The 20,392-nt window shown below is 70.7% G+C and carries 13 protein-coding genes; 5 read left to right on the forward strand and 8 right to left on the reverse strand.

Features of this window, described 5'->3' with window-relative positions; genetic code table 11:
- The first annotated feature begins 81 nt into the window (after window positions 1-81).
- The 3 genes from ACZ7NC_RS01595 to ACZ7NC_RS01605 all read left to right on the forward strand — a co-directional run bounded on the left by ACZ7NC_RS01595 (window position 82) and on the right by ACZ7NC_RS01605 (window position 8,547).
- A complete protein-coding gene (locus tag ACZ7NC_RS01595) occupies window positions 82-6,936 on the forward strand; it encodes a polymorphic toxin-type HINT domain-containing protein (protein WP_471483920.1) in 6,855 nt (2,284 codons plus the stop codon).
- Window positions 6,926-7,384: a hypothetical protein gene (locus ACZ7NC_RS01600; protein ID WP_471483921.1), complete on the forward strand. Its 459-nt coding sequence runs from the start codon at window positions 6,926-6,928 to the stop codon at window positions 7,382-7,384. Before ACZ7NC_RS01595 ends, ACZ7NC_RS01600 begins: the two co-directional genes overlap by 11 nt.
- A gap of 146 nt (window positions 7,385-7,530) precedes the next feature.
- Window positions 7,531-8,547, forward strand: coding sequence for a hypothetical protein (locus ACZ7NC_RS01605; protein WP_471483923.1), 1,017 nt, complete (start codon window positions 7,531-7,533; stop codon window positions 8,545-8,547).
- Window positions 8,548-8,723: 176 nt separating this feature from the next.
- On the opposite strand, the gene ACZ7NC_RS01610 is transcribed toward ACZ7NC_RS01605, so the two are convergent.
- From ACZ7NC_RS01610 to ACZ7NC_RS01630, 5 genes are all read right to left on the reverse strand, one after another.
- Entirely contained in the window at window positions 8,724-10,853 is a 2,130-nt protein-coding gene (locus ACZ7NC_RS01610) for a 3-hydroxyacyl-CoA dehydrogenase NAD-binding domain-containing protein (protein ID WP_471483925.1), read from the reverse strand.
- Window positions 10,850-12,076 carry a thiolase family protein gene (locus ACZ7NC_RS01615; protein ID WP_471483926.1) on the reverse strand — a complete coding sequence of 409 codons (1,227 nt, stop codon included), beginning with the start codon at window positions 12,074-12,076 and terminating at the stop codon, window positions 10,850-10,852. Before ACZ7NC_RS01615 ends, ACZ7NC_RS01610 begins: the two co-directional genes overlap by 4 nt.
- A 232-nt stretch (window positions 12,077-12,308) precedes the next feature.
- Window positions 12,309-13,589 (reverse strand): HRDC domain-containing protein, encoded by a 1,281-nt coding sequence (locus ACZ7NC_RS01620; protein WP_471483928.1) that lies wholly within the window; start codon window positions 13,587-13,589, stop codon window positions 12,309-12,311.
- Window positions 13,590-13,780: 191 nt separating this feature from the next.
- The gene (locus tag ACZ7NC_RS01625) at window positions 13,781-14,443 is read right to left on the reverse strand and encodes a response regulator transcription factor (RefSeq protein ID WP_003997051.1); all 663 of its coding nucleotides are present in this window, start codon (window positions 14,441-14,443) and stop codon (window positions 13,781-13,783) included.
- Window positions 14,444-14,673: 230 nt separating this feature from the next.
- Window positions 14,674-15,351, reverse strand: coding sequence for a DUF3000 domain-containing protein (locus ACZ7NC_RS01630; RefSeq protein ID WP_471483930.1), 678 nt, complete (start codon window positions 15,349-15,351; stop codon window positions 14,674-14,676).
- 104 nt (window positions 15,352-15,455) lie between these two features.
- Here ACZ7NC_RS01630 and hemE point away from each other — a divergent pair, with 104 nt between their 5' ends.
- Window positions 15,456-16,523, forward strand: a complete 1,068-nt coding sequence (gene hemE / locus ACZ7NC_RS01635; protein ID WP_471483932.1) for a uroporphyrinogen decarboxylase — start codon at window positions 15,456-15,458, stop codon at window positions 16,521-16,523.
- Between the two features lie 6 nt (window positions 16,524-16,529).
- Here hemE and ACZ7NC_RS01640 read toward each other — a convergent pair whose 3' ends face one another.
- Window positions 16,530-17,354, reverse strand: coding sequence for a rhomboid family intramembrane serine protease (locus ACZ7NC_RS01640; protein WP_471483933.1), 825 nt, complete (start codon window positions 17,352-17,354; stop codon window positions 16,530-16,532).
- Between the two features lie 124 nt (window positions 17,355-17,478).
- On the opposite strand from ACZ7NC_RS01640, the gene ACZ7NC_RS01645 reads away from it, so the two are divergent.
- A complete protein-coding gene (locus tag ACZ7NC_RS01645) occupies window positions 17,479-17,811 on the forward strand; it encodes a hypothetical protein (RefSeq protein ID WP_471483935.1) in 333 nt (110 codons plus the stop codon).
- A gap of 45 nt (window positions 17,812-17,856) precedes the next feature.
- Here the strand turns inward: ACZ7NC_RS01645 and ACZ7NC_RS01650 are convergent, their stop codons facing one another.
- Both ACZ7NC_RS01650 and ACZ7NC_RS01655 read right to left on the reverse strand, forming a co-directional pair.
- Window positions 17,857-19,263: an FAD-dependent oxidoreductase gene (locus ACZ7NC_RS01650; RefSeq protein ID WP_471483936.1), complete on the reverse strand. Its 1,407-nt coding sequence runs from the start codon at window positions 19,261-19,263 to the stop codon at window positions 17,857-17,859.
- 36 nt (window positions 19,264-19,299) lie between these two features.
- A complete protein-coding gene (locus ACZ7NC_RS01655) occupies window positions 19,300-20,322 on the reverse strand; it encodes a DUF4349 domain-containing protein (RefSeq protein WP_471483937.1) in 1,023 nt (340 codons plus the stop codon).
- Window positions 20,323-20,392: the final 70 nt, after the last annotated feature.

Consider the following 20,392-nt stretch of genomic DNA (forward strand, 5'->3'; position numbering starts at 1 on the left):
AGGGGAACGATGAGGGATACGGCACGACCGGGCCGGGCGGCTCGGTGGAGACGGAAGACCGCGCTGGCTGCCGGAATCGTCATGGTCGCGACCGTGCTGCAGGGAGTCACCGCCCCCGCGAACGCGGGTGCCGTGGCGGACGACGGGCGGGGCCGGCCGGGGTTGTCGACGGCGGAGCGGCCGGTGGCCGGTGCCGCGGTGACGAAGGGGAAGCCCCGTGACGTCGCGCGCGGACCGCGCACCCCGCGCACCGCTCCGAAGGCCGCATGGCCGAAGGCGGGTTCGGGTCGGGTGACGCTCGGCGCGACCCCGGCGGGAGCGAAGGGCGCGGCGCCGGCTCCGGTGAAGGCCGGGAAGCTGCCGGTCTCCGTCGGCGCGGCCAAGGCTCGCGGTGCCGCCGGTGCGGTGCGGGTCGAGCTGGCGGGGCGGGGGCGGACCGAGCGGGCCGCGGTCGACGGGCTGCTCGTGACGCTCGCCCCCGAGCGCACGGGCTTCACCGCCGGCGCTGCTCGGGTGCGCGTCGACTACCGCGCCCTCACCCAGGCGTACGGCGGCGGCTACGGCGCCCGGCTCACCCTGGTCGAGCTGCCCGCCTGCGTCCTGAAGACGCCGGAGCAGGCCAAGTGCCGTATCCAGAAGCCGGTCGAGGCTGTGAACGACACCGAGGGCGGTGCGCTCACCGCTCCGTCCGTGCGGCTCAGCTCGGCGCAGCCGACCGTGCTCGCCGCCGTGGCGGACGACAGCGCGGCCACCGGTGACTACAAGGCGACCACCCTCGCTCCGTCCGCGACCTGGCAGACCAATCTCAACACCGGTGACTTCGCCTGGTCCTACGACATGGGCGTCCCCGAGGTGCCGGGAGGTCTGAAGCCGAGCATCGGGCTCGGCTACTCCTCCGGCTCGGTCGACGGGCGGACCAGCGAGACCAACAACCAGTCCTCCTGGATCGGCAGCGGCTTCGACATGTGGCCGGGCTATATCGAGCGCCGCTACAAGCCGTGCGCCGAGGACGGGGTCGAGAACAGTGACGGCATGAAGCCCGGCGATCTGTGCTGGGGTTACGACAATGCCTTCATCAGCTTCAACGGCAAGGGCGGCGAGCTCGTCCCCACCGGCACCGGCGGCGAGTTCAAGCTCCGCCAGGACGACGGCACCCGCATCGCGCGGCTGACGTCCACCGACCGGGGCAACGGTGACGACAACGGCGAGTACTGGCGGCTGACCGATCCCGACGGTGTGCGCTACTACTTCGGCTACCACCGGCTGCCCGGCTGGGCCGACGGCAAGAAGACCACCAACTCCGCCTGGACCACCCCCGTCTTCGGCGACGACGCGAACGAGCCGTGTCACGAGTCCGCCTTCGCCGACTCCTGGTGCCAGCAGGCCTGGCGCTGGAACCTCGACTACGTCGTCGACCCGCGCGGCAACGCGATCGCCTACTACTACACACAGGAGAAGAACTCCTACGGCCGCAATCTGAAGGCCGCCGACGACACCCGCTACACCCGCGGCGGCTACCTCGACGAGATCCAGTACGGGCTGAAGTCCTCGGCGATGTACGGTACTCCGGCGCTCGCGAAGGTCACCTTCACCAACGCCGAACGCTGCCTGCCCGACTCCCGGACCACCTGCTCGTCCATCTCCACGGACTCGGCGTACTGGTACGACACCCCGTGGGACCTCAACTGCGACGAGGGCAAGGACTGCGACAACGGCCGCCTCTCGCCCACGTTCTGGACGCGCAAGCGCCTCAGCGAGGTGACCACGCAGGTCATCGACGCCGCCGGCGCCTACCAGAAGGTCGACTCCTGGAAGCTGACCCACCGCTGGGGCATGGCGGACATCGACTACCAGCTGCTGCTCGACTCGATCCAGCACACCGGCCACACCGCCACGCCCGCTATCACGCTGCCGAAGACCACCTTCGACTACGTCCAGCTGGCGAACCGGCTCGACCGGACCGGCGACGGCTTCGCCCCGTTCATCAAGTCCCGGCTGGCCACGATCGCCGACGAGTACGGCGGACAGACCGACGTCAGCTACTCGGCGCCGGCCTGTGACTGGGCCGCGCTGCCCACCCCGCAGACCAACACCACGCGCTGTTTCCCGCAGTACATCGGCGGCAGCGCCACGGACGACCCCGACCGGCACTGGTTCAACAAGTACGTCGTCACCTCGGTCACCGCGACCGACCGCACCGGCGGGGCGCCCGACCAGCTCACCCGGTACGAGTACCTGGGCCCGGCGGCCTGGCACTACGACGATGACGACGGACTGACCAAGGAGAAGTCCAAGACCTGGTCCCAGTGGCGCGGCTACGGCCAGGTCCGCGTCAAGACCGGCGGACAGGGCGGCGACGCGGCGATGAAGTCGCAGACCGACTCGTACTTCCTGCGCGGTATGGACGGCGACCGCGAGTCCCCGACCGGCGGCACCAAGAGCGTGAGCGTCAGCCTCGGCGAGGGCGAGGGCGACCCGATCACCGACCACGAGGCGTTCGCCGGCACCGCCTACAAGACCGTCGGATACTCCGGCAACGGCGGCCGGGTCCTCACCAAGACCGTGAACCGTCCCTGGTACCACCAGACCGCGAAGAAGACCCGCGACTGGGGCACGGTCACCGCCAACTTCACCGGCATCGGCACCACCAAGGCGTGGACCTCCCTGGACGACGGGGCGGGCGCGTCCTGGCGGACCACCTCCACCTCCACCTCGTACGACACCGTGGCCGGACGGGTCACCCAGGTCGACGACTTCGGCGACAACTCCACCGCGGCGGACAACCGCTGCACCCGCACCACGTACGCCACCAACACCACCGACAACATCCTCAACCTGCCCGCGCGGGTGGAGACGGTCGCCAAGGCCTGCGACGACCCCGTCGACCGTGCCAAGGACGTCATCTCCGACGTCCGCTCGGCCTACGACGGCGGCGCCTACGGCGCGGCCCCGACCAAGGGCGACGTCACGGCGACGGCCCTGCTGAAGAAGCACGACGGCACCACGGCCACCTACCTGGAGTCCGGTGCGACGTTCGACTCCTACGGCCGGGTGCTCACCAGCACCGACCTGACCGCGAACGTCACGGTCACGGGCACCGGCGCTCCGGTACGCAGCCCGCGCACGGACGGCCGTACGACCACCACCGACCGCACACCGACCACCGGGTTCGTCACGAAGACGGTGACGACCACACCGCCGGCCAAGCCCGGGGACGCGACCACGGCTCTGGCGAACACCACGAGCCACGGCGCGCGCGGGCTGCCGCTGACCCAGACCGACGCCAACGGCAAGGTGACCACCTTCGCCTACGACGCCCTCGGCCGCACCACCAAGGTGTGGCTGGCCGACCGCCAGACCACGCTGACTCCCAGCTACGAGTTCGACTACCTCGTCACCGACGGCCAGCCGGTCGCGGTCGCCACCAAGGCGCTCGGTTCCGGCGGCAGCCAGGTCACCGCGTACAGCCTGTACGACGGGTTCCTGCGCCAGCGGCAGACGCAGAAGCCGGGCCCCGACGGCGGGCGGCTGCTCTCCGACGTCTTCTACGACGAGCGCGGCCTGGTCGGCAAGACCTTCGAGACCTACTACGCCACGGGCGCGCCCGCGCGCACCCTGTTCAAGCCGACGGACGCGCTCTCGGTCGAGACCCAGACGCGGACCACGTTCGACGGCATGGGCCGCCCGACGGTGAGCGAGCAGATCGCCGGCAACGGCGACGGCGGTCCGGTGCTCGGCACCACCCGCACGATCTACGGCGGCGACCGCACCACGGTCATCCCGCCGGAGGGCGGCACCGCCACCACGACCGTCACCGACGGCCGCGGCCGGACCACCGAGCTGCGCCAGCATCACACCCGGTCCGCGCAGGCCGCGTTCGACACCACCCGCTACGCCTACACCCCGCGCGGCGAGCTGCAGAAGCTGACCGACCCGGCCGGCAACGTCTGGAGCTACACCTACGACCTGCTCGGCAACCTCAAGACGACCGTCGACCCGGACAAGGGCCCCAGCTCCACCGAGTACGACGACCGTGGCCAGGTCCTGTCCATCTCCGACGACCGGTCCACCGACCTCTACTACGTCCACGACGGCCTCGGCCGGCAGACCGAGCTGCGGGAGAACAGCGCCACGGGCAAGCTGCGTGCCAAGTGGGTGTACGACACCATCAGCGGCGCGAAGGGCCACCTGGCCGAGTCCACCCGCTACGTCGGCTCCGACGCGTACACCAACAAGGTCGTCGCCTACGACCGCCTGTACCGCGTGCTGCGCTCCACCGTGACGATCCCCGCGAGCGAGGGAGCGCTCGCCGGCACCTATCTGTCGGCCACCGCGTTCAACGTGGACGGTTCGGTGCGCTCGACCGGCTCCCCGGCCGCCGGCGCCCTGCCCGCCACCACCGTGGCGTTCACCTACGAGGACCAGACCCAGCGGCCGATCGCGCTCAGCGGCAGCCAGGGAATCGACGTCGCCACCAGCTACAGCCTCACCGGCAAGCCGCTCCAGTTCGAACTGTCCAACAACGGCGGCAAGAAGACCTGGGTGACCAACACCTACGAGTGGGGCACCCAGCGCCTTGCCACCTCCCGGGTGGACCGTCAGGACGTGCCGGGCGTCGACCGGAACAACACCTACGGCTACGACCAGATGGGCAACATCCTGTCCGTCTCGGACGTCTCCCGTTCCGGCACGGACACCCAGTGCTTCACGTACGACCACCTGCGCCGGATGACGACGGCCTGGTCCCAGGCCACGAGCACCTGTGCCACGGCCCCCAGCGGACAGACCGTCGGCGGCCCCGCGCCGTACTGGCACTCCTACACCTACGACAAGGTGGGCAACCGGGAGTCCGAGACCCTGCACGACGTCACCGGTGACACGGCGAAGAACACCGTGCGCACCTACGACTACCCGGACCCGGGCCTGCCGCGTCCGCACGCCGTGAACACGGTGACCCAGACCGGGCCCGGCGGTACCGCGCAGGACTCCTACGGCTACGACGTGGTCGGCAACACCGACACCCGCACCCTCGCCGGCACCACCCAGGACCTCGACTGGGACGCCGAGGGCCACCTGGTCAAGGTCACCAAGCCGGTCGAGGGCAAGCCGGACGACATCACCGAGTACGTCTACGACGCGGCCGGCAACCGGCTCATCGCCCGCACCTCGAAGGAGAACACGCTCTACCTCGGCGCCACCCGGATCACCGTGGCCAAGGGCACCACCACCGCCGAGGCCACCCGCACCCTGGACCTCGGCAGCGGGCACCAGGCCGTGATCGACAACGACGGCTCGGTCTCGTTCACCGTCGCCGACCACCAGGGGTCGGGACAGCTCGCGGTCGAGGCGGCGAACCAGCAGCTGACGCAGCGCCGCACCCTGCCCTTCGGCGGAATCCGCGGCGCCGAGCCGAGCAGCTGGCCCGGTGTGCAGGGCTTCGTCGGCGGCGTCGACGACAGCGAGTCCACGGGGCTGCAGCACCTGGGCGCCCGTGAGTACGACCCGGCGACCGGCCGGTTCCTGTCGGTCGACCCGCTGCTCACCCCGGACGACCCGCAGGCGCTGAACGGCTACGCCTACAGCAACAACAGCCCGCTCACCTTCGCCGACCCCGACGGCCTCGGCTGCATCCACGGGGCGCCCGGCGGCGGCGCGGACGGCATCTGCGCCGGTGTTCCCGGTGACACCGACGGCGTCATCGACGGCAACTCCAACAACTGCCAGCGAACGCAGTCCTGTTACGGCACCGCCGTAAAAATGTCGCAGGAGGCCAGGCGCAACGGCACCTACGGCAAGAAGCCGATCGTCATCCAGCCCAAGGGTGACTCGATCACCATCCAGGGCGTCTACATCCCGACCCAGGCCGAACTCGCCGAGCACTTCCCCTACTACCACGAGCGCCTGGACTACCAGCACAACCTCCAGAACTGGGCGCGAGCCCGGTGCACGCTCCTGAACTCGGGGGGCTCGGAGTTCTGCTCCGCGGTGGGCAAGCTCGGCTGGTTCGGCGACCAGAACGGGCCCGGGATCCTGGAGGTCCTGGGCATCGACGACTACGTCGGTTGCGCCACGGGCTCCGGCAGCGCCTGCAAGGCCGCGGCGATCGACGCGGGCATCGCGGTGGGCACCGGTCTGCTCGGCAAGGGCGCCAAGGTCGTCTTCAAGGGCTTCAAGGCGGCCCTGAAGAAGGCGGACTCCATCCCCGTCCAGTGCCTCGTGGGAGGCGGCCGGCACAGCTTCACGCCGGGCACGCACGTGCTGATGTCCGACGGGTCCACCAAGCCCATCGAGGACGTCCGGCTCGGCGACGAGATCGTGGTCACCGACCCGCGGAGCGGTCTGACCACCACGCGGACCGTGGTCGCCACCATCATCACCGAGGACGACAAGCACTTCGTCGACCTCACGGTCTCCCGCGAGGGCGCCCGTGGCAGCCAGTCCCTGACGTCCACGACGACGCACCCGTTCTGGTCCCCCTCCGAGGGCACCTGGATCGACGCCGGCCACCTCGCGCCCGGCATGACGCTGCGCACGGTCGACGGCGCCACGGTCCGGGTCGAGAAGACCCGCGAGTTCCACAGGCTCCAGCGCACGCACGACCTCACCATCGACGACATCCACACCTATTACGTCGTCGCCGGTACGACCCCGCTCCTCGTCCACAACGACGACGGCGGGTTCGACTGGGAAAAGGGTCTGGCGGAGATGAAGGAGACCTGGGACAACGGCGACCTCGACGACGACGGCAAGCACTCGCCGCGCGGCAACCAGGCCGAGAACAAGGAGTTCAGGGACGCGCTGAAGAAGATCGAGGGTGAACTCGGACGCGACGTCACTCCCGCCGAGCGCCGCATGCTGCACGACCGGATCACCGGCCGTGGCTACGGCTACCATCGCATCGTCGAGGAAGGCAGGGGGTTGTTCGGTGGCTGCTGAGACCCGGGCGGACGAGATCGCCGGGATCCTGACGGGCGCGGTCGTCCGTTCCGTCGGCAGGGCCGCGGACATGGGGGTCGTGGAGTTCGACGACCCTCGGGGCGAGACCGTCATGGCCCATCTGCAGTGCCCGTTCCGCATCGTGCAGGACGGGACGATCCTCCTGGGGTCCGCGGACATGCGCTACGCGCAGAAGGGGGCGGGAGCACAGGCCTTCGACGAGTTCCGCATGATCTACGACGCCCGGGCCGCCAAGCTCAACGCGATTCTCGGTGAGCTGAAGCCCTCCGTCGTCGGTGTGAGCGTCGGCGAGGCGGGTGAGCTCACCGTCAGCTGGGAGCCCGCGTTCCGGCTCGTGGCGTTCCCCGACTGCTCCGGGCAGATCGAGGCCTGGCGGGTGCTGGTCCGTGGGGGAGCGCACCACGGGTTCCCACCGGACACCGTCTGACCCGTTTCCGTCATCGTCACTCGGCCCCCGCTCCATGTCACCAGGAGCGGGGGCCGACCCGTGTCCGGTCCCGAGCGGTCGGATGCCGTGCGCCGAGAAGCGGGGGCGGGACACGAGCACAGGCTCGCCCCGCATATGGTGATCCGGTGAACGGCGACTGGCTCATCCGCGGCCGCGACGGCCGCCTCAGCGTCTATCTGCCGACCGACGACGCCGTCCTGTGCCGGGCGGAACTCGGACCCGGCGGCCCCTGGGAACCCCCGCGCAAGGTCGGCGGCGACCAGAAGCTGCGCCCCGGCCCCGCGGTCGGCCAGGGCGCCGACGAGTATGCCCATCTGGCCGCCTGGCGCCCCACCAGGGCGGGCGAGGCGGGCCTGGTGCACTCCACGCACTTCCGGCCTCGGCTGGCCCCGCTGGACTGGATGTCCATCGGCCACCCGGACAAGGCCGGCGACCGCACCGGCACGCCCGCCGTCACGGTGGACGCGCAGGGCCGGGCCCATGTCTTCGTCCGCAACAAGGAGGGCGGCGTGAGCATGCGCGGCCAGAAGGAGGTGGGCGGCTGGGGGCCGTGGCGCGACCTCAAGGGGCGCGAGGTCGACGACCGGCTGGCCGCCGTGACGGGGGAGTCGGGGCTCGTCGAGCTGTACGCGGCCGTCCCCGGAGCCCTGCTGCACTGGCAGCAGGAGAAGCCGGGCAGCGTCCCGGTCCTGGAGGAGGCGATGGAGACGCCGGTGCGGCCGGGCACCCTCTCCGCCCTGGCCACCTCGGCGGACCACACCACCGTCTTCTACGCCGACGACTCGGGCGACCTGTGCGCCTGGCGCCCCGGCACCAAGCCGGTGACCCTACTGACGTCCGCCGGCCCCGGCCCGGTGTCCGTGCTGCGCTGCGAACTCGACGGCCACGACTGCACGTTGCTCGCCCAGCGCTCGACGAGCGGCCGCGTCGCCTTCGCCGCATATCCGACGGAACAGGAGTCGGCGGGCGCGTGGTGGACCGAGTCGGGGCCACAGCTGCCGGCGGACGCGGTGGTGGCGATGGCCCTGGACGAGGACGAACGGGTGGTCGCGGCCACGGCCTCGCCATCGACCGGGCAACTGCTGGTCACCCGGCGCAAGAACGAGCCCGGGCTGGCGCTGGAGGCCTGGCGCGAGGTCTGACCCACCGTCACCACCTGAACGCCGGACCGGGCAATGTCAGCCCGTCCGGCGTTTGAGGACAAGGCCGTTCGGGCCGATGCGGGGTCTGGGGGCGGAGCCCCCACGTACCTACCGACAACGCCGGTGCCCCGCACACCAACTCGGCGTGCGGGGCACCGGCGTTCACAGCGGAGCGCCTACGCGGGGACGCTCGCCACGCCCGGCGCCAGGAACTTCTTGCCGTTCACGCGCTCCGAGACACCCTCGCGGTCCAGGTACGGCGTGATGCCGCCCAGGTGGAAGGGCCAGCCGGCGCCCGTGATCAGGCAGAGGTCGATGTCCTGGGCCTCGGCGACGACGCCCTCGTCGAGCATCAGGCCGATCTCCTGGGCCACCGCGTCCAGGACGCGGTCGCGGACCTGCTCCTCGGTCAGGACGGAGTCGCCCTGCTTCAGCAGCGCGGCGACCTCCGGGTCCAGCTCCGGCTTGCCGGAGTCGTACACGTAGAAGCCGCGCTTGCCCGCCTTGACGACGGCCGCGAGGTTCGGGGAGACCGTGAAGCGGTCCGGGAAGGCCCGGTTGAGGGTCTCCGAGACGTGCAGACCGATCGCGGGACCGACCAGCTCCAGGAGCACCAGCGGGGACATCGGCAGACCGAGCGGCTCGACGGCCTTCTCGGCGACCTCGACCGGGGTGCCCTCGTCGATGACGTTCTGGATCTCGCCCATGAAGCGGGTGAGGATGCGGTTCACGACGAACGCCGGGGCGTCCTTGGTGAGGACCGCGGTCTTCTTCAGCTTCTTGGCGACGGCGAAGGCCGTGGCCAGCGAGGCGTCGTCCGTCTTCTCGCCGCGGACGATCTCAAGGAGCGGGAGGACGGCAACCGGGTTGAAGAAGTGGAAGCCCACGACCCGCTCGGGGTTCTTCAGCTTCGACGCCATCTCCGAGACGGAGAGGGAGGAGGTGTTCGTCGCGAAGATCGCGTGCGCCGGGGCGACCGCCTCGACCTCCGCGAACACCTGCTGCTTGACGCCGATCTCCTCGAACACGGCCTCGATGATGAAGTCCGCGTCCGCGAAGCCCTCGGCCTTGTCCAGGACACCGGTCACCAGGGCCTTGAGGCGGTTGGCCTTGTCCTGGTTGATACGGCCCTTGCCGAGCAGCTTCTCGATCTCGGCGTGGACGTAGCCCACACCCTTGTCGACGCGCTCCTGGTCGATGTCGGTCAGGACGACCGGCACCTCCAGGCGGCGCAGGAAGAGCAGAGCCAGCTGCGAGGCCATCAGACCGGCGCCGACCACGCCCACCTTGGTGACCGGACGCGCCAGGTTCTTGTCCGGCGCACCGGCCGGGCGCTTGCCGCGCTTCTGCACCAGGTTGAAGGCGTAGATGCCGGAGCGAAGTTCGCCACCCATGATCAGGTCGGCGAGCGCCTTGTCCTCGGCGTCGTAGCCCTGCTGCAGGTCGCCGTTCTTGGCGGCGGCGATGATGTCCAGCGCGCGGTAGGCGGCCGGAGCGGCGCCGTGCACCTTGGAGTCCGCGATGAAGCGGCCCTTGGCGACGGCCTGGTCCCAGGCCTCACCGCGGTCGATCACCGGACGCTCGACCTCGACGTCGCCCTTCAGGACCTGGGCGGTCCAGATCAGCGACTGCTCAAGGAAGTCGGCGCCCTCGAAGATGGCGTCGGCGATACCGAGGTCGAAGACCTGCTGGCCCTTGAGCTGCTTGTTCTGGTTGAGGCTGTTCTCGATGATCACCGAGACGGCCTTGTCGGCACCGATCAGGTTCGGCAGGATCGTGCAGCCGCCCCAGCCGGGGACCAGACCGAGGAACACCTCGGGCAGCGAGAAGGCCGGCAGCGCCTTCGAGACGGTCCGGTACTTGCAGTGCAGACCGACCTCGACGCCACCGCCCATGGCGGCGCCGTTGTAGTACGCGAAGGTCGGGACCGCGAGGCCCGACAGACGCTTGAAGACCTCGTGGCCGCCCTTGCCGATGGCGAGCGCGTCCTTGTGCTCCTTCAGCAGCTCGACGCCCTTGAGGTCGGCGCCGACGGCGAAGATGAACGGCTTGCCGGTGATGCCGACGCCGACGATGTCGCCGTCCGCGGCCTCCTTCTCGACCTGGTCGATGGCGGTGTTGAGGTTCGCCAGCGAGGCCGGGCCGAAGGTGGTCGGCTTGGTGTGGTCGAAGCCGTTGTCCAGCGTGATGAGCGCGAAGCGCCCGGCGCCGAACGGCAGGTCGAGGTGGCGTACGTGTGCGGACGTCACGACCTCGTCGGGGAACAGCTCGGCCGCACCCTTCAAAAGCTCAGCGGTGGTGCTCACTTGCTGCCTCCGGCGTTTTCGAAGTGCGGGTTCTCCCAGATGACCGTCGCGCCCATGCCGAAGCCGACGCACATGGTGGTCAGGCCGTAGCGGACGTTCGGCTGCTCCTCGAACTGGCGGGCCAGCTGCGTCATCAGACGGACGCCGGAGGAGGCGAGCGGGTGGCCGAAGGCGATGGCGCCGCCGTACTGGTTGACGCGCTCGTCGTCGTCGGCGATGCCGTAGTGGTCGAGGAAGGCCAGGACCTGGACGGCGAAGGCCTCGTTGATCTCGAAGAGGTTGATGTCCTCGATCGACAGGCCCGCCTTGGCGAGGGCCTTCTCCGTGGCCGGGATCGGGCCGTAGCCCATGACCTCCGGCTCCACGCCCGCGAAGGCGTAGGAGACCAGGCGCATCTTCACCGGGAGGTCGTGCTCGCGGGCGAAGTCCTCGGACGCGATGATCGAGGCGGTGGCGCCGTCGTTCAGACCGGCCGCGTTACCGGCGGTGACCCGGCCGTGGACACGGAACGGCGTCTTCAGGCCGGAGAGGTTCTCCAGGGTCGTGCCCGGGCGCATCGGCTCGTCGGCGGTGACCAGGCCCCAGCCCGTCTCGCCGGCCTCGGGGTTCGTACGGCGCACGGAGACCGGGACCAGGTCGGCCTGGATCTTGCCGTTGGCGTACGCCTTGGCGGCCTTCTCCTGCGAGCGCACCGCGTACTCGTCGGCGCGCTGCTTGGTGATGTGCGGGTAGCGGTCGTGCAGGTTCTCGGCGGTCATGCCCATGAACAGGGCGGACTCGTCGACCAGCTTCTCGCTGACGAACCGCGGGTTCGGGTCCACGCCCTCGCCCATCGGGTGGCGGCCCATGTGCTCGACACCACCGGCGATGACGGCGTCGTAGGCACCGAAGGCGATGGAGCCGGCGACCGAGGTGACGGCGGTCAGGGCGCCGGCGCACATACGGTCGACGGAGTAGCCGGGCACCGACTGGGGGAGACCGGCGAGGATGCCCGCCGTACGGCCGATGGTGAGGCCCTGGTCACCGATCTGCGTGGTCGCGGCGATGGCGACCTCGTCGATCTGCTTCGGGTCGAGACCGGGGTTGCGGCGCAGCAGCTCCCGGATGGCCTTGACGACGAGGTCGTCGGCGCGGGTCTCGTGGTAGATGCCCTTCGGGCCCGCCTTGCCGAACGGGGTGCGGACGCCGTCGACGAAGACGACGTCCCTGAGGGTACGAGGCACGATGGCTCTCCTCCAGAGGTGCGGGACGCTGAGCGCTTGCTCATGGCCATGCTACTTATGAGTAACGTAGCTGCACAGTCCTGGCGGGTGGAGCGGCGAAGGTCACATACAAACCGGGCGGCGGCGAGCGCCCCTTCTGGGGCGCGCCACGACCTCTACATCCCATCCCCCTACATGCCGCCAGAGGATCTTGGCGTGATCTCGACGTTGCTGTTCCGCTTGGCGCGGCCGACTAGGCGGACAAGGCGGCGACCAGCACCGGCGTGACCTGCTCCACCTGCCAGGGCCGAGCCCCGTAACCAGCCAGCGCCTCCGCGACCGACTCAGCGCTCACGACCTGCGGCGGCTCCCAGCAGACCCGCCGCACGGTGTCCGGCGTGATCAGGTTCTCCTGCGGCATATTGAGCTGCTCGGCCAGCGCCGACACCGCAGCCCGAGCCGCGGCCAGCCGAGCCGCGGCAGCAGGGTCCTTGTCGGCCCAGGCCCGCGGCGGCGGCGGTCCCGCGACCGGCTGCCCCGGCGCCGGCAACTGCGATTCGGTCAGGGCCTTCGCACGATCCACGGCGGCCTGCCACTGCTCCAGCTGCCGCCGCCCCATCCGGTGTCCGAAACCGTTCAGCGCGGCCAGGGCGTGCACATTGCCCGGCACGGCGAGCGCCGCCTCCACGATGGCCGCGTCACTCAGCACCTTGCCCGGCGACACATCCCGCTTCTGGGCGATCCGGTCCCGTGCCTGCCACAGCTCCCGAACGACACCGAGCTGCCGGCGTCTGCGCACCTTGTGCATCCCGGACGTCCGCCGCCAGGGGTCCTTGCGCGGCTCGGCCGGCGGCGCGGCCGCGATCGCGTCGAACTCCTGCCGCGCCCACTCGAGCTTCCCCTGCCGGTCCAGCTCCTTCTCCAGCGCGTCGCGCAGATCCACGAGCAGCTCGACGTCCAGCGCGGCGTACCGCAGCCAGGGCTCGGGCAGCGGCCGGGTCGACCAGTCCACGGCCGAGTGGCCCTTCTCCAGGACGTACCCGAGGACGTTCTCGACCATCGCGCCGAGGCCGACCCTGGGGAACCCGGCGAGCCGCCCGGCCAGCTCGGTGTCGAAGAGCCGGGTCGGCACCATGCCTATCTCACGCAGACAGGGCAGATCCTGAGTGGCCGCGTGCAGCACCCACTCCACGCCGGACAGCGCCTCGCCGAGGCCGGTCAGGTCGGGGCAGGCCACGGGGTCGATCAGCGCGGAGCCCGCGCCGACGCGGCGCAGCTGCACCAGATAGGCACGCTGGCCGTAGCGGTAGCCGGATGCGCGTTCGGCGTCGACGGCGACGGGGCCGGAGCCCGCGGCGAACGCGGCGATCACGTCGGCGAGGGCGGCATCGTCGGCGATCACGGGCGGAATGCCCTCGCGGGGCTCAAGCAAGGGGATCGGCGCCTCCGTAACAGAAGATCCGTCGTCTTCCGGAGGGGCGCCTCCGGTGGTTCGCAGTGAACTGTCTGCTGCGGTTTCTTGGGCGTCGGTCACCTGTCAAGGGTATCTGTGTATGGACAGCGCCCGCCGATGGAACGTTCCGTCGGCGGGCGCCAGAGGGTCGTAAACCAGTCAGTCAAGGGAAGGATCCGGCTCACGGCGGGTGCGGGACGAGGGCGGGACCAGCGGCCGATCCCGTTCACGTCAGTGAATGATCAAGTTGTGAAAATCGGTAGGGGCGGGACTCAGTGGATGATGCCGGTCCGCAGGGCCACGGCGACCATACCGGCGCGGTCACCGGTGCCGAGCTTGCGGGCGATGCGGGCGAGGTGGCTCTTGACGGTCAGCGCGGACAGGCCCATCGAGACGCCGATGGCCTTGTTCGACTGGCCCTCCGCCACCAGCCGGAGCACCTCGACCTCGCGACCGGACAGTTCGCGGTAGCCGCCCGGGTGGCTCGGGGCACCCGGGTGGCGACGGTGCATACGGGCGGCGGCGGCGCCGATGGGGGCGGCACCGGGCCGGGTGGGGAGCCCGACGTTGGTGCGGGTGCCGGTGACGACGTAGCCCTTCACGCCGCCGGCGAGGGCGTTGCGCACGGCGCCGATGTCGTCGGCCGCGGACAGGGCGAGGCCGTTGGGCCAGCCCGCGGCGCGGGTCTCCGACAGAAGGGTGAGGCCGGAGCCGTCGGGCAGGTGGACGTCTGCGACACAGATGTCGCGGGGGTTGCCGATGCGGGGACGAGCCTCCGCGATGGACGAGGCCTCGATGACATCGCGCACACCGAGCGCCCACAAGTGGCGGGTGACGGTGGAGCGGACGCGGGGATCGGCCACGACCACCATTGCGGTCGGCTTGTTCGGGCGGTAGGCGACCAGGCTTGCGGGCTGCTCGAGGAGAACGGACACCGGGCCTCCTGGGGTGCGGGGACGGACTTCAAGGTCACAGTCGTCTTCGGCACCAAACCCGTGGCGCTTTAGGGAAAGATCACGATTTAGTGAGTAACAATCGGGGCAATTCAGACACACGGTCGATCGTTCGGTGAATAAATCGCTTCGATCGAGAGCCGTTCCTGACCGAAAGTGGCCGTATCGACAAAGTGACGGTCAAGCGGGTGGCCGTCCGGGGTCAGTGGTGATCAACGGGACTGCGGGTCCCGGCGCTGCGGCAGTGTCACCACCGACGCGTCCCCCGGGCCCGCCGGGGGCAGCCCCCCGATCTGGGCCAGCAGATCGCACCAGGACGCCAGATGGGCCGCGGTGTCCGGGACGTCGCCCAGCCCCTCACGCGGGGTCCAGGAGGCGCGGATCTCGATCTGCGAGGCCGCCGGGCGCTCGGACAGGCCGCCGAAGTAGTGGGAGCTCGCGCGCGTGACGGTGCCGCTCACCTCGCCGTACGACAGCCCGCGCGCCTGGAACGCGCCGGTCAGCCAGGACCAGCACACCTCGGGCAGCAGCGGATCGGCGGCCATCTCCGGCTCCAGCTCCGCGCGGACCAGGGTCACCAGCCGGAAGGTGCCCCGCCAGGCGTCGTGGCCCGCCGGGTCGTGCAGCAGCACCAGGCGGCCGTCGGCCAGATCCTGTTCCCCGTCGACGACCGTCGCCTCCAGCGCGTACGCGTACGGAGCCAGCCGCTGGGGCGCCTTGGTCTGCTCGACCTCGATCTGCGGCCGCAGACGGGCGGCGCGCAGCGCCTCGACAGCGGCCCGGAAAGCCGCTGGAGCCGTACTGTGCGCATGCCGGTCCCCCTCCCCGGCCTCCTTCGCGTCATCCATTCCGCCAGTGCCGTCCGACAGTCTTCCCTGAGCCGCAGCCATGCCGGGAAGATTAAGGGGAACGGGGGCTTCGTGCAGGGAGAGACACCCGGACAACACGGCGGCCCCGGCACGGGGCCCTGTGCGGCCGTGCGAGACTTGCCCCCGTGAGTGCCAACCAGACGCCGCCGCCGGCCACGCCCGACGCAGTCAAGAATTCAGCCTTCCTCAAGGCGTGCAGGCGCGAGCCCGTGCCGCACACTCCGGTGTGGTTCATGCGGCAGGCCGGGCGCTCACTGCCGGAGTACCGCAAGGTGCGCGAGGGCATCGGAATGCTCGAGTCCTGCATGCGGCCCGAGTTGGTCACCGAGATCACCCTCCAGCCCGTGCGCAGGCACAACGTGGACGCGGCGATCTACTTCAGCGACATCGTCGTCCCGCTCAAGGCCATCGGCATCGACCTCGACATCAAGCCCGGCGTCGGCCCGGTCGTCGAGCGGCCGATCCGCACCCGAGCCGACCTGGCCCAGCTGCGCGACCTCACCCCCGAGGACATCTCCTACGTCACCGAGGCGATCGGCCTGCTCACCCGTGAGCTCGGCTCGACCCCGCTCATCGGTTTCGCCGGAGCGCCTTTCACCCTCGCGAGTTACCTCGTCGAGGGCGGTCCGTCGCGCACGTACGAGAACGCCAAGGCGATGATGTACGGCGACCCGGAGCTCTGGGCCGACCTGCTCGACCGTCTCGCCGACATCACCGCCGCCTTCCTGAAGGTGCAGATCGAGGCCGGCGCCTCCGCGGTCCAGCTCTTCGACTCCTGGGCCGGCGCCCTCGCCCCCGCCGACTACCGCCGCTCGGTGATGCCCGCCTCGGCGAAGGTCTTCGACGCCGTCGCCGGGTACGGAATCCCGCGCATCCACTTCGGCGTCGGCACCGGCGAACTGCTGCAGCTCATGGGCGAGGCGGGCGCGGACGTCGTCGGCGTCGACTGGCGCGTCCCGCTCGACGAGGCCGCCCGCCGCGTCGGCCCCGGCAAGGCGCTCCAGGGCAACCTCGACCCGACCGTCCTGTTCGCCACCACCGACGCGGTCGAGACCAAGACCCGCGAGGTGCTCGACGCGGCGGCCGGCCTGGAGGGCCATGTCTTCAACCTCGGCCACGGCGTCATGCCGTCCACCGACCCGGACGCGCTGACCCGGCTCGTCGAGTACGTCCACACGCGGACGGCTCGATAAGGCCGCTCACCACGTCTCCCGGGGCCGCGCCCGCCTGCCGAACAGCAGACCCCGCGGCTCCGGTGGCGGCGGTGTCCCCGGCTTGAGCGGCCAGGCGAGCAGCATGCCCGCGAGGAAGCCCACGATGTGCGCCGCGTACGCCACCGTGCCCGCCTCGGAGACGCCCTCGCCGGACGAGTACACCGCCTGGAGCACGAACCAGAATCCGAGCACCAGCCAGGCCGGCAGCCGCAGCGGCAGGAAGATCAGGAACGGCACCAGGACCCAGACCCTGGCCTTCGGATACAGCACGAGATAGGCGCCCAGCACGCCCGCGATGGCCCCGGACGCCCCGATCAGCGGCTCGGCCGAGTCGTCGTTGAGGAACGCGAAGCCGTACGACGCCGCGTAGCCGCAGACGACGTAGAAGAGCAAGTACCGCACATGTCCCATGCGGTCCTCGATGTTGTTGCCGAAGATCAGCAGGAAGAGCATGTTGCCCAGCAGGTGCAGCCAGCCGCCGTGCAGGAACATCGCGGTGAGGACCGACAGCGCCGGGGACTTGTCGTAGCCCGGCGGGCCGATCACACAGCCGGGGCCGTTCGGGCCCACGGCGACATCGCCCGTGGGGACCACTCCGGGCAGCTGATCGTGGATCAACTCCCTTGGCACCGCCGCGTAGTGGTCCAGGAAGGCGTGCAGATGGCACAGCTGGGACAGGCTGCTCTCACCGGCCACGGAGCCGGCTATGCCGGGCGTGTACAGGAAGACGAGCACGTTCGCCGCGATCAGCGCGTATGTCACCCAGGGGGTGCGGCGCACGGGGTTCACGTCATGGACGGGGATGACCACGACAAGTATGTGCCCCGGATCCGTGCGGCGAATCGGTGAACGCGGCCCTCGCCGCGTGCGTATGACTCGGCAACCGCTCGCGGCACGGGGAAGGCGGTCGCGGGGTCTACGTGAGGAACAGGCGATGAACGACCGAGTTACTCCCCCGATTCACGCGTTGGCCGACGGTGAGGCCGAGATCGCCTTGGTGGTGCGGCTGCCGTGGGAGGACGTGGCCCGGCTGGGCCAGGAGGCGGGGCGGCTGGCTTCGCAGATGCAGCGGCCGGTGACGCTGGACGAGGCCGTCAGTCATCGGTTGCGGTCGGCTCGGCCGGCTGCGGCGCATGCGAAGCCGGCGGGGGAGCAGCCGGCCGCCGCCATGCCGCCGAGTGTGAGCGCGTCCGTGTCCTCGTTGCCTTCTCGGCCGCCCGCTGAGCAGGCCCGGCAGGCGATCGAGAGGATCAACGGCAGCGCGTAGGCGACGTAGGGGCGCGGTGGATCGTCGTGGCTGGTCGCGCCCCTTTCAGGTCGGCTGCCCCACCGCCTTTGCCGCCTTGCGGGCCGCCACCAGTACCGGGTCCCACACCGGCGAGAACGGTGGGGCGTATCCCAGGTCCAGGGACACCATCTGTTCCACCGTCATCCCCGCCGTCAGTGCCACCGCCGCGATGTCCACCCTCTTTCCCGCGCCCTCCCTGCCCACGATCTGCACGCCCAACAGGCGGCCCGTGCGGCGTTCCGCGAGCATCTTGACCGTCATGAGGGAGGCGTTGGGGTAGTAGCCCGCGCGGCTTGTCGACTCGATCGTCGCCGTCACGTACTTCAGGCCCGCCCTGCGCGCGTCCTTCTCGCGCAGACCGGTGCGGGCGATCTCCAGGTCGCAGACCTTGCTGACGGCCGTCCCGACGACGCCGGGGAACGTGGCGTAGCCGCCGGCGGCGTTCGTGCCGATGACCTGGCCGTGCTTGTTGGCGTGGGTGCCGAGCGGGACGTGGCGTTCCTGGCCGGAGACGAGGTCGAGGACCTCGACGCAGTCGCCGCCGGCCCAGATGTTCTCGTGGCCGCGCACGCGCATGGCGAGGTCGGTCAGCAGGCCGCCGTGGTCGCCGAGAGGGAGGCCGGCGGCTCGCGCGAGCGTGGTCTCCGGGCGGACTCCGATGCCCAGGATCACCACGTCCGCCGGGTACTCCGCGTCCTGAGTGGCCACCGCGCGGACCCGGCCGTCCTCGCCCGTGAGGATCTTGGTGACCTCGGCGTCGTCGACCATGGTGATGCCCAGGCCCTCCATGGCCTTGTGCACCAGGCGCCCCATGTCGGGGTCGAGGGTCGACATGGGCTCGCTGCCGCGGTTGACGACGGTCACCTCGTAGCCGCGGTTGATGAGGGCCTCGGCCATCTCGACGCCGATGTAGCCGGCGCCTACGACCACCGCCCGGCGGCCACGCGTGCGTTCGAGCGTGTCGATGAGGGCCTGGCCGTCGTCGAGGGTCTGCACGCCGTGGACACCGGAGGCGTCGACGCCCGGCATGTCGGGTCGGATCGGACGGGCACCGGTCGCGATCACGAGCTTGTCGTACGACGTCCAGGACTCGGCTCCGGAATCGACGTCACGCGCGCGTACCCGGCCGCCGGCCACGTCGATCTCCGTGACCTCCGTCCGCATGCGCAGATCGATGTCCCGCGCGCGGTGCTCCTCGGCCGTCCGGGCGATCAGCTGGTCGCGGTCGGGGACGTCGCCGCCCACCCAGTACGGGATGCCGCACGCCGAGAAGGAGGTGAAGTGGCCGCGTTCGAACGCCACGATCTCCAGCTCCTCGGCGCCCTTCAGACGCCGTGCCTGCGACGCCGCGGACATCCCCGCGGCGTCGCCGCCGATCACGACCAGCCGCTCTCGCTCACCCGACACACCGCTCGCAGCACTCATGTTCATGTGAACACGCTACGGGGGCAGGGCATTTCAGTCCTGTCAGTCCTGCTCGCCGCCCTGCTCGTCCCCCGCGTCGTCCCCCGCGCGCGTGGGACGCGGTGCGGGGCGGGCCGTCGGCAGCGGACCCGGTGCGCCGATCGCGGGCGGGGTCGCCGGGCGGCGCGGCAGCCGGGGGCGCAGGACCTTCAGCCACAGCAGCAGGATGAGCGCCGCCACCGCGGCGAAGGGCAGCACGGCGCCGAACGCCACGGCGAGCCAGCGCAGCATCGTCACGAACGCGTTCCAGCCACCCGCGAGCGCGTCCACAAAGCCGGGATCGTCATCCTCGGCGGCCTTCTTCTTCGCCGGCGTCTCCGACAGGGCGAGGGTGATGGTGGCCAGGCTGGTGCGGTCCTTCAGGGACGCCTGCTGGGCCAGCAGTGCCTCCAGGTCCGCCTGCCGGCTGCTCAACTCGCCCTCCAGGGTCACCACATCGCTGAGCCTGGTCGCCTGGTCCATCAGTTCGCGGATGCGGGCCACGCTGGCCCGCTGCGTCCTGATCCGGCTCTCCACGTCCACGACCTGGTCGGTGACGTCCTGCGCCTTGGCGCTGCGCTCGATCAGCTTGCCCGCGCCCTCCAGCTCCGTGAGAACTTCGGCGTACCGGTCGACGGGCACGCGCAGGACGACACGGGTGTGCTCGTGGCCCTCCTCGTCGCGGGTCGTGGTCTCGTTCCCGACATAGCCGCCCACGTTCTCGGTGGTGGTGCGGGCCTCGTCGAGGGCCTTCGGTACGTCCTTGACCTGCACGGTCAGCGAGGCGGTGCGGATGATGTGGCTCGCCGTGGCCTTGGGTGGCGCGGTCGCCCTGGCGCCGGAGTCGCTGGCGGAGTCGCTGCCGGGGGCGCCCTCCTGGGTGCCCGCCTTGGAGTCCGCCAGGGCGGCCCCGCCCCCGGCGGCGCTGCTGTCCGCCGCCGAGTCGTCGGCGCCGCCGCAGCCGGTGAGCGCGAGGGCCGCGGCCAGCAGCATGCCGGCCAGGGCCCGGACCGGTCGTACGGATCGTGCGGATCGTTGTGCGCGCATGTGGGCGTACCCCCCGAGGGTCGTCGTGACGACTGACGCTTCTTCGACGCCGGGGTCCCGCGGAACGTTG

This window comes from Streptomyces sp. NPDC111802 (assembly GCF_055634335.1).